A 13494-nucleotide genomic window follows, 5' to 3' on the forward strand; every position below is an offset into this window, starting at 1 on the left:
TTAGCGAGCGATGAAACGTAAACGCAGCCAGATACGGGATCATCAGGCCGAAGCGCGACTTTTCAAAAGTCGCGCCATTGTGGCTTTTGTTGCTATCGTTGCTATGGTGTTAGTGCTCGTCGCTAACCTCTACAACATCCAAGTCAACCAGTATCAAGACTATAAAACCCGCTCCAACGACAACCGCATAAAAGTCGTGCCTATCGCGCCAAACCGTGGACTCATCTATGACCGAAACGGTATCTTGCTTGCAGAAAATCGTCCGGTTTTTAACTTAGAAATCACCCCAGAGAAAGTCAAAGACATGGATGCCACCATCCAAGCGCTGCGACAGTATCTGGATATTTCGCCTGAGCGTGAAGAAGCCTTCAACCGAGACCGCAAGCGAACGCGCCGCTTTAAGTCGATTCCGATACTGACCCAGTTGACGGAAGATCAAGTCGCCGTTTTTTCTGTGCATCAGCACAAATTCCCTGGTGTAGAGATCGCTGCCAATCTAAAACGTTTTTATCCGTATGGTGATGTCCTCACTCACGTGATTGGTTATGTGTCTCGAATTAATGACCGAGACATGCGACGTCTCATCCGCGAAGAAAAAGATGCCAACTATCAGGCGACTCGTGATATCGGTAAATTGGGTATCGAGCGCTACTATGAGGATATTTTGCATGGCACGGCAGGCTATCAAGAAGTTGAGGTAAACAGCCGTGGTCGAGTGCTTCGCACGCTTAAGTTTGTGCCGCCCGTTCCGGGGAAAGATATTGTCCTTAACCTTGATATCGTACTCCAGTTAAAGGTACATAAACTGCTCGATGGTCGACGTGGATCGGCTATCATTCTTGACCCGAGTGATAACGGTGTACTGGCGATGGTGTCCAGCCCAAGTTATGACCCTAACGCTTTTGTAAACGGTATCTCAGGCAAAGGGTATCGCGCATTGCTGGAAGACAAAAACCGCCCACTAGTAAACCGTGCGACACTGGGTATCTATCCACCAGCGTCAACTGTTAAACCGTTTATTGCTGTTGGTGCACTTCAAGAAGGTGTGATTACCACTAAAACGACGCGTAATGACCCCGGCTACTGGCGTATTCCAAACTCTAAAACGCGCCCATTCCGTGACTGGCTACGTTGGGGACATGGTAAGGTCGATATTCTAAAAGCGATCGAGGAGTCGGTTGATACCTTCTATTATCAAATTGCTTACGATATGGGCATTGATCGCCTATCCAAGTGGATGATGATGTTCGGCTTCGGTGACTACACGGGTATTGATATCTATGAAGAGAGCAAAGCCAACATGCCAACACGTGAGTGGAAAATGGCAAGACACCGCACCCCATGGTATCAAGGTGACACAATCCCTGTTGGTATCGGGCAAGGCTACTGGACTGCAACGCCAATGCAGATAGCGAAGGCAACATCTGTGCTCGTGAATCGCGGTGAAGTGCTCTCACCTCACCTGCTGCGCGCAACCATAGAAAATGGCGACAGCTTTGATCATCAAACATTGAGTGAAGTTGACTCTAGGCCGCCTATTTCGGGTGTACAAGAACGCTATTGGGATATCGCTCTAGAAGGCATGCGCCGCGTAAACCACGGTGTGAAAGGCACGGCTCGACGCGCTTTCGCCAATATGCCTTATCAAAGTGGTGGTAAATCGGGTACAGCGCAGGTATTTAGCTTGGCAGAAGACGAAGAATATAATGCCGAAGAGCTAGCTGAACACCTGAAAGACCACGCGTTGTTTACCGGCTTCGCCCCGTTTGAAAACCCTGAGGTCGTGGTCACCGTCGTTCTCGAGAACGCCGGTGGTGGTTCGAGCAACGGTGCGCCAGTGGCTCGACAACTGTTCGATTTGGCATTGGCCGAAAAGGAAGGGAGTGAAGAAGAATGAGATTTGATCCTTCTACCGGTCAAAGCCGAGTGATGTTTGAGCGCTTTCACATCGACCTACCTCTTGTGCTTGGCGTTATAGCCCTGATGGGATTTGGCTTAGTCGTCATGTACAGTGCCAGTGGGCAAAGTATGGCAATGATGGACAGACAGGCGATGCGCATGGTGTTAGCACTGGTTGTAATGGTCGTGCTTGCTCAAATTTCACCACGGACTTACGAAAGTCTGGCGCCTTTGATGTTCTTTGCTGGCGTGTTACTTCTGTTTGGGGTACTGTTTTTCGGCGAAGCCTCTAAAGGCGCTCAGCGCTGGCTAAACCTAGGGTTCGTTCGCTTTCAGCCTTCGGAGCTTCTCAAACTCGCCGTACCACTCATGGTCGCTCGCTACATAGGTAAGCGCTCACTACCAATTACATTCCAAACCTTGATCATTTCCCTGGTCATGGTGTTTGTCCCGACAATTTTGATCGCTAAACAGCCAGATTTGGGGACTTCTATCCTGATCGCTGCATCAGGCATCTTTGTTATCTTCTTGGCGGGTATCAGCTGGAAGATTATCTTTGGTGCTGCCATGGCTCTCGGCGCTTTTGTGCCTGTGCTGTGGTTCTTCCTCATGCGCGAATACCAAAAAGTTCGTGTAAGAACGCTGTTTGACCCTGAGTCTGATCCGCTTGGTGCTGGCTATCATATTATCCAAAGTAAGATCGCGATTGGCTCCGGTGGTATTGCCGGTAAAGGTTGGATGCAGGGAACTCAGTCTCAGTTAGAATTCCTACCAGAGCGCCATACCGACTTCATCTTTGCTGTGATTGCTGAAGAATGGGGAATGGTAGGCATTCTGATTCTTTTAGCACTTTACCTGTTCATTATTGGGCGCGGTTTGTATCTCGCCAGCTCTGCTCAAACTGCATTCGGTCGAATGATGGCTGGCAGTATCGTACTGAGCTTCTTCGTTTATGTTTTTGTAAATATTGGTATGGTGAGCGGTATATTACCGGTTGTTGGTGTACCATTGCCGCTCATTAGTTACGGTGGAACCTCCATGGTGACTCTGATGGCTGGTTTTGGCATCTTAATGTCCATACATACACACAGAAAAGCATTCTCAAAGGCGACTTAATGAACAAACGGAATTTTCAATGGCGTGCCCAACTCAACTGGCTTTGGCTAGCATTAGGTGTCGCCGTTCTTGCGGGATGCTCATCATCATCGGACAGTCGTTATGACATCAAAGATGATGTCGCACCTTCAACGCCAATTTCGGTCGACCATATTGAAGGTGCTCAGCCAAAGTATGAGCCATACAGTTTAGGTGGTAACAAGAACTATACGTTACGTGGCAAGAGCTATACCGTTGTTAAAGATGCCGAGGGCTTCAAAGAGAGTGGCCAAGCATCTTGGTACGGTAAGAAGTTTCACGGTCACTTAACGTCAAATGGCGAAGTGTATGACATGTACTCCATGTCTGCGGCGCACAAAACGCTGCCATTGCCGAGCTACGTTAAAGTGAAAAACCTCGACAATGGCAAAGAGACAATTGTTCGTGTTAATGACCGCGGACCTTTCCATGATGGACGCATCATCGACTTAAGCTATGCCGCGGCGAGCAAACTCGACGTAATTAAAACGGGTACGGCAAACGTTGAAATTGAAGTTATCATCGTCGAAAAACCGTCGAGTCAGCATAAACTCGACCAACATCCGGAATACACGATCCAAGTGGCAGCATCGCCACACAAAGATCGCATCGATGAATTGTCAAAGCAGTTGGCAGAAAAGCTATCCGTCGAGACCTTCTTAACCCCTGTGAACAGTAACTACCGCTTGATGTTAGGTCCGTTTAAAGACTACAAGCAGACGCAGGACGTGCTAGAACAGGTGCAAAAGATTGGTTATCCCTCAGCTTTCGTCAAAAAACTGTAAACATCATTGACATAAATAACTGTTGTTACTTAGTGTAAGCTATCTAGTTTGTAGCAAACATTCTGTTACTATACGAACTATTACTAAAACGCATTCGAAATGAATAAGAATAAGTCTTCTATGAAATTTGTAACCACTATTGCTCTTTCCGCAACTTTGGCAGCCACTTCTGCTACTGCGGCACCTGTTGTCATGCCTGATGCGCCTCAAATCGCAGCCAAAGGCTTTGTTTTGATGGACTACAACTCTGGTAAAGTTCTAGCTGAGAAAGAGATGAACACCCAGCTTCATCCAGCTAGCCTGACAAAGATGATGACCAGCTACGTCATCGGTCAAGAGCTTAAGCGTGGTAATATTACGCCACAAGATGAAGTGACCATCAGCAAGAATGCTTGGGCTAAGAACTTCCCAGATTCATCTAAAATGTTCATCGAAGTCGGCACAAAAGTCACCGTTGATGAGCTTAACAAAGGCATCATCATTCAATCGGGTAACGATGCTTGTGTCGCAATGGCGGAGCATATTGCGGGCTCAGAAGACGCGTTCGTTGACCTAATGAACGCGTGGGCGAAGTCTATTGGCATGACCAACTCACACTTTGCTAACGTACACGGTCTAGACAATCCAAACCTGTATTCAACACCGTATGACATGGCTTTGCTTGGCCGCGCACTTATCAAAGATGTGCCTGACGAGTACCGTGTCTACTCTGAGAAGAAATTTACCTACAACGGCATCACCCAATACAACCGTAACGGTCTACTTTGGGACAAGAGCATGAACGTTGATGGCATCAAAACCGGTCACACAAGCAAAGCGGGTTACAGCCTAGTGAGCTCTGCTACTGAAGGTAAGATGCGTCTTGTCGCAGTTGTGATGGGCACTAAAAACGCTAATGCTCGTAAATCAGAAAGCAAAAAGCTACTGAGCTACGGCTTCCGCTTCTTCGAAACGGTCAACCCACACAAAGCAGACGAAACCTTCGTTGAAGAGAAAGTGTGGATGGGTGACAAAGACGCAGTCGCACTTGGCGTCGTTCAGGACACCTATGTCACGCTACCACGCGGCCAAGCGAAAAACCTAAAAGCCAGCTTCGTACTTGAAAAACAGCTAGAAGCACCAATATCTAAAGGCGATGTAGTTGGTAAGCTATACTATCAACTAGAAGGCGAAGACGTTGCTGAATACCCGCTGCTTGCTCTTGAAGATGTTCAAGAAGGTAGCCTGTTCAGCCGCTTGTGGGATTACATCGTATTACTTTTCAAGAGCTTTTTCTAAGCCTTAGCGTTTAACGCAAAAGTAATGGAGTCATCGTAAAGCCGCTTAAAGCGGCTTTACTTTTTCATTGGCTTGAGATCGTCCACGTAAGGCATTACTATTCGCACCGTTATAAAGAATTGGTATTTTTTGGAGTCCCTATTATGTTGACCATCAACTCTGATGCAAAACTCAAAGATCTACTAGAGTTCCCTTGCTCTTTTACCTTCAAAGTGATGGGTTACGCAAAACCAGAACTTCCTGAAAAAGTGTTGGAAGTGATCCAACGCCACGCGCCAGGGGACTACAGCCCAACCATTAAGCCAAGTGCGAAAGGCAACTACCACGCTGTATCTATCAACATCACAGCAACCTCAATCGAGCAGGTAGAGACCCTTTATAAAGAACTTGGTGAGATCGACATTGTTCGCATGGTTCTGTAAAAATTTGAAACTTTAAATTTTTTTTGAAAGCAGCTTAGGCTGCTTTCTTTTTATTTATCAATAAGATAAAAAATCCGCATCATACATTGGTTAAGAATTCGTTATTTATTGGTAGTTCAAAACCATCAACATGTTTATAATGCGAATACTTTATTAAGTGGCAGCGAGGTGACTGGTGGAAAATCAGCTAGTTGTAAGGAAGCTTGGGCGAAAAGACTATGAACCTGTCTGGAAAGCCATGCATGATTTCACTGACAATCGAACAGACGACACACGAGACGAAGTGTGGTTAGTGGAACACAACCCTGTCTTTACTCAGGGACAAGCAGGTAAAGAAGAGCACCTACTCAATACTGGTGATATCCCCGTCATTCAAAGCGATCGCGGCGGTCAGGTAACCTACCATGGTCCTGGTCAGCTCGTGGCCTACTTTCTTATCAACTTACGTCGTAAAAAGCTTGGCGTTCGCGAGCTGGTTACGCACATCGAAAACCTCGTTATCAAGACACTTAACGCGTATGATATTGAGTCAGCAGCACGACCGGATGCCCCTGGAGTGTATGTCGATGGTAAAAAAGTCTGTTCGCTCGGTCTGCGTATCCGTAAAGGGTGCTCATTCCACGGACTGGCACTCAACATAAATATGGATCTCTCCCCTTTCCTTCGTATCAACCCTTGTGGCTATGCTGGGATGGAAATGGTTCAAGTGAGCCAGCTGGGTGGTCCAAAAGAGGTCTCGACTGTCGAAGACCAAATGATCAAAGCACTATTAGAAATACTTGATTACGAGCAAGTAGAATTCAGCGAAGAAGCATAAGACGATGAGCAAACCTATCCAAATGGAAAAAGGCGTCAAATACCGTGACGCTGACAAGATGGCACTGATTCCCGTAAAGAACATGCCTACCGAGCAAAAAGAAATCCTTCGTAAACCTGAATGGATGAAGATCAAGCTGCCAGCGGACAGCCAACGTATTCAAGACATCAAGTCTGCGATGCGCAAAAACGATCTTCACTCGGTATGTGAGGAAGCATCATGCCCTAACCTGGCTGAGTGTTTTAACCACGGTACGGCAACCTTTATGATCCTTGGTGCTATCTGTACTCGTCGTTGCCCTTTCTGCGACGTAGCTCATGGCCGTCCAAATGCGCCTGAAGCGGGTGAGCCGCAAAAGCTTGCTCAAACCATCAAAGATATGAAGCTTAAATACGTCGTGGTGACCTCTGTTGACCGTGACGACCTCCGTGACGGTGGCGCTCAGCACTTTGCAGACTGTAACCGTGAAATCCGCGCACTTAACCCAGAGATCCGCATCGAGACCTTGGTACCTGACTTCCGCGGCCGTATGGATGTAGCGCTTGAGGCACTAAAAGATAACCCGCCAGACGTGTTTAACCACAACCTAGAGACAGCGCCTCGCCTATATCGCAAAGCGCGTCCAGGTGCGAACTACAAATGGTCACTGCAACTTCTTCAGAAATTTAAAGAAATGCACCCTGAGGTCCCGACCAAGTCTGGCTTGATGATGGGTCTGGGTGAAACTAAAGAAGAGATCGTTGAAGTACTCAAAGATCTTCGCGCTCACGGCGTTACCATGCTAACTCTAGGCCAATACCTAGCGCCAAGTCGTCACCACTTGCCAGTAGAGCGTTACGTGCCACCATCTGAGTTTGATGAGCTAAAAGAGATCGCATTGGAGCTGGGCTTTACCCATGCTGCGTGTGGTCCATTTGTTCGCTCGTCTTACCATGCAGACTTGCAAGCAAAAGGCGAAGAAGTGAAATAGCTTTGTCTTTTTGAAGGAACATTGCTTCTTTGAAGTAACATTGCCTTTTTCGGAACAAGAGACACGGGTTCGCTGTTGAAGCAATCCGTGTTTTTTTTGAGAAAAGTATGCAACATGACAATCTCATACTCGCATTTTTGCTATTTTTAGGTAGGCTTAAAGAAAAAGTTTCACCCAATCAAGGATGTAGCATGAAGTTATTGAAAATTGGCTTGCCGATTCTAGCGGCAACAGTGATCGCAGGCTGTGCGCAAAACACTCAGCAAGACAACTATTTAGAAGCGTCATTCGAGCTATGTAACACTGAAGTGAACCTATACTCGGTCAGCGACGATGGTCGCGTTCGTATCGTTTGTAAGGACGGTGCTAAGTTCGCCCTTAACAGCGAGAAGACATTGGATATCATGCGTGATATCAACATTGATTACTGTAATGGTGAAGGCTTAGGTCAGTTTAGTGAGAGTCGCAAGTACTACTCATTCCGATGCAAATCGGGCACTTTGCTTAATATCAATAAGTAATACTCCCTGGGACCCAAAAGTATCAGGCACTAAAAAAGCGAGCATTTAGCTCGCTTTTTTCATTGCGTATCAGCAGTAGAGAATTACGCGTAAACAGGTAGGCGCTTACAGATCTCTAGTACTTTCGCTTTCGTTGCTTCGATTACTGATGCATCGTTGATGTTGTCTAGAACGTCACACATCCAGTTAGCAAGCTCAGTCGCATCCGCTTCAGTGAAGCCACGGCGAGTAATCGCAGGTGAACCAACACGGATACCAGACGTTACGAATGGGCTACGCGGGTCATTTGGTACTGAGTTCTTGTTCACAGTGATGTTTGCTGCGCCAAGCGCTGCATCCGCTTCTTTACCTGTGATGTCTTTGTCGATTAGGTCAACAAGGAACAGGTGGTTTTCAGTGCCGTTAGAAACGATCTTGTAACCGCGCTCTTGGAACTGGGCAACCATCGCTTTTGCATTCTTAACAACGCGTGCTTGGTACTCTTTGAACTCTGGCTCCATTGCTTCTTTAAATGCTACTGCTTTACCAGCGATAACGTGCATTAGAGGGCCACCCTGACCACCAGGGAATACAGCAGAGTTCAGTTTCTTGTACATGTCTTCACCTGCATTAGACAGGATAAGACCACCGCGAGGACCTGCTAGAGTCTTGTGCGTTGTTGTTGTTACCACGTGTGCGTGTGGCACTGGCGTTGGGTAAACACCTGCAGCGATAAGACCCGCTACGTGTGCCATATCAACGAATAGGTAAGCGTCAACCTTGTCTGCGATCTCACGCATGCGAGCCCAGTCTACAATTTGGCTGTATGCAGAGAAACCACCGATGATCATCTTAGGCTTATGCTCAACAGCAAGCTGTTCCATCTCGTCGTAGTTGATTTGGCCAGCTTCGTCGATACCGTAAGGGATAACGTTGTAGTGCTTACCAGAGAAGTTTACTGGTGAACCGTGAGTCAGGTGACCACCGTGCGCTAGGCTCATACCTAGAACTGTGTCGCCTGGGTTAAGTAGCGCCATGTATACTGCGCTGTTCGCTTGAGAACCAGAGTGCGGCTGAACGTTCGCGTACTCACAACCAAATAGCTCACAAGCACGATCAATCGCTAGTGCTTCCGCTTTATCAACATACTCACAACCACCGTAGTAGCGCTTACCTGGGTAGCCTTCAGCATACTTGTTCGTTAGCTGAGAGCCTTGCGCTTCCATTACGCGAGGGCTAGTGTAGTTTTCCGAAGCGATAAGCTCGATGTGCTCTTCTTGACGTAGTGTCTCTTCTTGAATTGCTGCAAATAGCTCCGCATCGTAATCAGCGATGTTCATATCACGCTTAAGCATCTGTATCTCCTGACTCAGATTGTTCTGAAAGTTTCAAAAAAACCACTCAATGACCAAAAGCAAACGTTTTCGTCACCACATTTGATGACTTGCATCATACATAATTTGATCTAGGTCATAAAGAGAAAATTGGAAATTTCTCATGCAGTTTTTTCATAGTGAACCTTAGGCTTCATCATATCCGCCGATAAATCGGCGTTATCACGGGCACTAAGTGTCAATAATTCCATTTACACAGTGTAAAAATTGAATTACATAGGTTTACCGTAAATTTCCCCTTCAAGCTACCGAAAACATCAACTTTTCAATAATATTGCGGCGTTTATTGATTAGAAGAATTTAGAATTGATGCAAAAACACTCACGTAAAGAAGACTGGATAGCGATTCTTACTGGCACCTTTATCGTCGCTCAGGGAATATTCTTTCTTCAGTCGGCTCAACTTTTGACTGGCGGAACTACAGGTCTCGCCCTTCTTATGAGCCAGTTTGTACCGATTTCTTTTGGTACGCTTTATTTCGCCCTAAACAGCCCGTTTTACCTACTTGCATGGAAACGCTTTGGCAAACGCTTTGCTGCGAGCAGCGCCATCTCTGGTGCCTTGGTGTCTATTATTACGGACAACATGCATCGAGTGGTCACGCTGGATAACGTCAATACTATCTACTGTGCGATTGCCGGTGGCTTATTGATGGGATTGGGTATGCTGATTCTCTTCAGACACCGTTCAAGCCTAGGTGGCTTTAATGTGCTATGTCTGTTTATTCAGGACAAGTTTGGAATTTCTGTCGGTAAAACGCAGATGGTGATTGATTGTGGCATTCTTGTAGCGTCGTTCTTCTTTGTGTCGCCGTCGATTATTGGGATTTCGATTCTAGGTGCGGTGATGTTGAATTTGGTGTTGGCGATGAATCATAAACCGACGAGGTATGTGGTGACTTATGGGTGAGGTAGGTGTATTACTCGCTTCGCTCGTTTACCCCCTCTAGCTCCCCCTTATTAAGGGGGAGAACCGCAGGCTAGCTCCTTTCGTCGCATCGCCTTACGGTTTATCAATAGGGCTACGCGCTAGCGAGCCAGTAGTTCCTCCCCATGCTAAGGGGAGGTTAGGAGGGGTAAAGCTCTTTGGCCTTTACTCTTCTATTTTAGCTCTTCTCCACCAACAACACCAAAGTCTCATAAGGCCTCAAAACCACCTCACCCGACAACTCAACCTCACCAACAACCCCGTAGTTACTCAACGCAGCACGACTCACCAAACCATCAAACTGCTCCGGCAACACCACGCGAGTCTCCTCACCATAATAGTTGTTCAAACACAGCAGCATCGCCTCCTCACTCTCACGCAAGTAACCGTGAACCTGAGCATGCTTTGGGAACAAATCCACATAGCTACCGTCAGTAATCACTGCTAGCTGCTTACGAAGCGCGATAAGCTCTTGATAGAAGTAGAATACCGACTGCTCATCTTCAACCGCTGCCTCAGCGTTGATATGAGGATAGTTTTCCGCGACGCCAATCCAAGGTGTACCTTGGGTAAAACCAGCGTGTTTGCTGTCGTTCCACTGCATCGGGGTGCGAGAGTTATCACGAGATTTCTGTCTCAGGATAGCCATCATATCCTCATGAGAGGTATCGCCCTGTTCCACCATCAGCTGATACATATTAAGGCTTTCGACATCACGATACTGGCTCATATCCGTGAAGCCCGGATTGGTCATGCCGATCTCTTCACCTTGATAAATATAAGGTGTGCCTTGCATCAGATGGACAGAGGCTGCCAACATTTTTGCCGACTCATTTCGGTATTGCTGATCATTACCAAGACGACTCACTACGCGAGGTTGGTCGTGGTTACACCAGAATAGCGCCCCCCACCCTTGACCATTTAGTCCTGTTTGCCAGTGGTTGAAAATCTGTTTTAGCTGCAGGAAGTCGAAGTCTGCCTTCGTCCACTTGTCACCATTAGGGTAATCCACTTTTAGGTGGTGGAAATTGAATACCATCGAAAGCTCTTTGCCATCCAGTGAACTGTAATGCTGGCAATGCTCTAGCGTCGTAGACGACATTTCACCAACGGTTACCGAGCCGTACTTCTGGAATACCGCTTCACTGATTTCCTGTAAATACTCATGAACGCGCGGACCGTCGGTGTAAAAACGGCGGCCATCACCAATATCATCATCAGCGAAGTCTTGCTGTTTTGAGATAAGGTTGATCACATCCAGCCTAAAGCCATCCACCCCTTTCTGCGCCCAGAACTCGATGACCTGTTTTACTTCTTCGCGAACTTTTGGGTTTTCCCAGTTAAGGTCAGCCTGCTCTTTGGCAAATAGGTGCAGATAGTATTCATCGGTGGCCTCGTCTAATGCCCATGCAGAGCCACCAAACTTTGACTGCCAGTTGTTAGGTAGCTTGCCTTCGTTAGGTTTCCAGATGTAGTAGTCGCGGTACGGGCTTTGTTTGTCCCCTAATGCTGACTGGAACCACTGATGTTCGGTTGAGGTGTGGTTCACCACAATATCCATAATGATGCGGATACCTTTCTGATGGGCAGCCGCGAGCAGCTCATCAAAGTCTTGCATGGTGCCAAAGTCAGGGTTTATCGCATAGTAGTCTGAGATATCGTAACCGTTATCAATCATTGGTGAGGCATACACTGGAGTCAACCAGATGGCATCGACACCTAACTTCGCTAAGTAATCAAGCTTCGAGGTAATTCCTTTGATATCCCCCATCCCTTTATCACCGCTATCGCAAAAACTCTTCGGATAGATTTGATAAATCGTGGCTGTTTTCCACCAGTCTTTTTGAGCAGTTTGACTCATAAGTTTAATCTCACTTACCAATTTGGAAATTCGTCAAAATAAAAAGCAAAGAAGTGGCTCAAGATGAGCCACTAATGGGGGTTACGCGCTCGCAAGCTCTAGCTCACCTTTTGATTGAGCGCGTTTGTACAGGAACAAAGTAAGCATAATCGGCACGGCCATCGCGACTAACATCGCCACGAGATACACCATCCAGTATTGAGGCTGAATCGATAGGATGCCTGGCAGACCGCCTACACCGATACCGTTCGCCATCACGCCAGCGCTGCCACAGATAGCGGCTGCAATTGCGCTACCAATCATTGCGCTGAGCATTGGGAACTTGTATTTGAGGTTAATACCGTACATAGCTGGCTCAGTGACACCTAGGTAAGCCGAGATAGCGGCTGGAACTGAGATATCACGCTCACCTTCACGCTTACTGATAATGATGATGCCAACAACCGCAGATGCTTGAGCGATATTAGACAATGCAATCAGAGGCCAGATTGGCGTGCCGCCTAGGTCTTGCATAAGCTGAAGGTCAACCGCATTGGTTGTGTGGTGGATACCAGTAATTACCAATGGTGCGTACAAGAAACCAAACACCATAGAACCCAGTACTGCAAAATCACCCGTCATCGCCGCTTTTGCCGCAAATGCAACGCCATCACCTAGCACGCGACCAAACGGACCGATGAAGGCGTGAGCAAGAATGACCGACAGAATGATTGAAACGAATGGCACCACAACCAGATACAGGTAGCTTGGGACAATTCGTTTTAAGTTAGTTTCAATAAGCGCCAATGCCACACCCGCCAGCATCGCCGGGATAACCTGAGCCTGATAGCCCACCTTCTCAATCACAAACAATCCGAAGTCCCAAACCTCAGGCACTTCTTTGCCAATGAGATAGGCATTCATCAACTGAGGCGATACCAAGGTGACACCCAGCGTAATACCAAGAATTGGCGTACCACCCAGCTTTTTCACCGTAGACCAACACACGCCTACCGGTAGGAAGAAGAAGATTGCCTCACCAATTAGCCATAAGAACGAGTGAACGGTTGCCCAGAACTGGCTGATTTCCACTAAGGTTTTGCCATCGAACATACGGATGTCGCCGATAACGTTGCGGAAACCAAGAATCAAACCACCCGTGATAATCGCCGGCAAAAGGGGAACAAAAATTTCGGCTAGGTGTGAGATGCCACGCTCTAGAAAGTTCATGTTCTGACGAGCAGCTAGCTTGGCATCGTCCTTAGATGCCGCTTTCTTGCCTGCTGAGTCAATCAACATTTTGTAGACTTCGTCGACCTCAGTACCAATCACCACTTGGAACTGACCGGCATTGGTAAAGCAGCCTTTAACAATCTTTAGGCTCTCTAATGCCGACTTATCGGCTTTGTCGGTATCGTTAAGAACGAATCTTAAGCGAGTTAAACAGTGGCTAACACTGGCAATGTTGTCAGCGCCGCCAACACCGTCGATGATCGCTGCAATGTCTTGCTGGGCTATTTTGCTCATC

The 13494-nt window shown here is 47.2% G+C and carries 12 protein-coding genes; 9 read left to right on the plus strand and 3 right to left on the minus strand.

Annotated features, from left to right (window positions below):
* Positions 1–10: 10 nt before the first annotated feature.
* The 8 genes from mrdA (at position 11) to J4N45_RS15175 (ending at position 7826) form a co-directional block, all read left to right on the plus strand.
* On the plus strand, positions 11–1897 hold the full coding sequence (gene mrdA, locus J4N45_RS15140; protein ID WP_252012256.1) for a penicillin-binding protein 2: 1887 nt from the start codon (positions 11–13) through the stop codon (positions 1895–1897).
* Positions 1894–3015 (plus strand): rod shape-determining protein RodA, encoded by a 1122-nt coding sequence (rodA, locus tag J4N45_RS15145; protein WP_252012257.1) that lies wholly within the window; start codon positions 1894–1896, stop codon positions 3013–3015. Before mrdA ends, rodA begins: the two co-directional genes overlap by 4 nt.
* Positions 3015–3818 carry a septal ring lytic transglycosylase RlpA family protein gene (locus tag J4N45_RS15150; RefSeq protein WP_252012260.1) on the plus strand — a complete coding sequence of 268 codons (804 nt, stop codon included), beginning with the start codon at positions 3015–3017 and terminating at the stop codon, positions 3816–3818. Before rodA ends, J4N45_RS15150 begins: the two co-directional genes overlap by 1 nt.
* 99 nt (positions 3819–3917) lie before the next feature.
* The gene (locus J4N45_RS15155; protein ID WP_252012262.1) at positions 3918–5096 is read left to right on the plus strand and encodes a serine hydrolase; all 1179 of its coding nucleotides are present in this window, start codon (positions 3918–3920) and stop codon (positions 5094–5096) included.
* Positions 5097–5239: 143 nt separating this feature from the next.
* A complete protein-coding gene (ybeD, locus tag J4N45_RS15160; RefSeq protein WP_042473702.1) occupies positions 5240–5518 on the plus strand; it encodes a DUF493 family protein YbeD in 279 nt (92 codons plus the stop codon).
* Positions 5519–5693: 175 nt separating this feature from the next.
* The gene (gene lipB / locus J4N45_RS15165; protein ID WP_112459637.1) at positions 5694–6335 is read left to right on the plus strand and encodes a lipoyl(octanoyl) transferase LipB; all 642 of its coding nucleotides are present in this window, start codon (positions 5694–5696) and stop codon (positions 6333–6335) included.
* A 4-nt stretch (positions 6336–6339) separates the two neighbouring features.
* Complete coding sequence (gene lipA, locus J4N45_RS15170; RefSeq protein ID WP_128648988.1) at positions 6340–7305, plus strand: lipoyl synthase; 966 nt, start codon at positions 6340–6342, stop codon at positions 7303–7305.
* A 191-nt stretch (positions 7306–7496) separates the two neighbouring features.
* On the plus strand, positions 7497–7826 hold the full coding sequence (locus J4N45_RS15175; RefSeq protein WP_042496692.1) for a hypothetical protein: 330 nt from the start codon (positions 7497–7499) through the stop codon (positions 7824–7826).
* 83 nt (positions 7827–7909) lie between these two features.
* Here J4N45_RS15175 and glyA read toward each other — a convergent pair whose 3' ends face one another.
* The gene (gene glyA / locus J4N45_RS15180; RefSeq protein WP_042496689.1) at positions 7910–9160 is read right to left on the minus strand and encodes a serine hydroxymethyltransferase; all 1251 of its coding nucleotides are present in this window, start codon (positions 9158–9160) and stop codon (positions 7910–7912) included.
* Positions 9161–9508: 348 nt separating this feature from the next.
* Between glyA and J4N45_RS15185 the strand changes: the two genes are divergently transcribed.
* Entirely contained in the window at positions 9509–10108 is a 600-nt protein-coding gene (locus J4N45_RS15185) for a YitT family protein (RefSeq protein ID WP_252012264.1), read from the plus strand.
* Positions 10109–10304: 196 nt separating this feature from the next.
* Here the strand turns inward: J4N45_RS15185 and treC are convergent, their stop codons facing one another.
* Positions 10305–11987, minus strand: coding sequence for an alpha,alpha-phosphotrehalase (gene treC, locus J4N45_RS15190; protein ID WP_252012265.1), 1683 nt, complete (start codon positions 11985–11987; stop codon positions 10305–10307).
* An 81-nt stretch (positions 11988–12068) separates the two neighbouring features.
* Complete coding sequence (gene treB / locus J4N45_RS15195; RefSeq protein ID WP_252012267.1) at positions 12069–13493, minus strand: PTS trehalose transporter subunit IIBC; 1425 nt, start codon at positions 13491–13493, stop codon at positions 12069–12071.
* Position 13494 lies beyond the last annotated feature (1 nt).

This window comes from Vibrio sp. SCSIO 43140 (genome assembly GCF_023716585.1).
GTDB classification, from domain to species: domain Bacteria; phylum Pseudomonadota; class Gammaproteobacteria; order Enterobacterales; family Vibrionaceae; genus Vibrio; species Vibrio maritimus_B.

What these genes read in the sequence shown, in the direction of transcription:
- mrdA (WP_252012256.1), top strand. Translation starts at nt 11, where the DNA reads ATGAAACGTAAACGCAGCCAGATACGGGATCATCAGGCCGAAGCGCGA.
- rodA (WP_252012257.1), top strand. Translation starts at nt 1,894, where the DNA reads ATGAGATTTGATCCTTCTACCGGTCAAAGCCGAGTGATGTTTGAGCGC.
- J4N45_RS15150 (WP_252012260.1), top strand. Translation starts at nt 3,015, where the DNA reads ATGAACAAACGGAATTTTCAATGGCGTGCCCAACTCAACTGGCTTTGG.
- J4N45_RS15155 (WP_252012262.1), top strand. Translation starts at nt 3,918, where the DNA reads ATGAATAAGAATAAGTCTTCTATGAAATTTGTAACCACTATTGCTCTT.
- ybeD (WP_042473702.1), top strand. Translation starts at nt 5,240, where the DNA reads ATGTTGACCATCAACTCTGATGCAAAACTCAAAGATCTACTAGAGTTC.
- lipA (WP_128648988.1), top strand. Translation starts at nt 6,340, where the DNA reads ATGAGCAAACCTATCCAAATGGAAAAAGGCGTCAAATACCGTGACGCT.
- J4N45_RS15175 (WP_042496692.1), top strand. Translation starts at nt 7,497, where the DNA reads ATGAAGTTATTGAAAATTGGCTTGCCGATTCTAGCGGCAACAGTGATC.
- glyA (WP_042496689.1), bottom strand. Translation starts at nt 9,160, where the DNA reads ATGCTTAAGCGTGATATGAACATCGCTGATTACGATGCGGAGCTATTT.
- J4N45_RS15185 (WP_252012264.1), top strand. Translation starts at nt 9,509, where the DNA reads ATGCAAAAACACTCACGTAAAGAAGACTGGATAGCGATTCTTACTGGC.
- treC (WP_252012265.1), bottom strand. Translation starts at nt 11,987, where the DNA reads ATGAGTCAAACTGCTCAAAAAGACTGGTGGAAAACAGCCACGATTTAT.
- treB (WP_252012267.1), bottom strand. Translation starts at nt 13,493, where the DNA reads ATGAGCAAAATAGCCCAGCAAGACATTGCAGCGATCATCGACGGTGTT.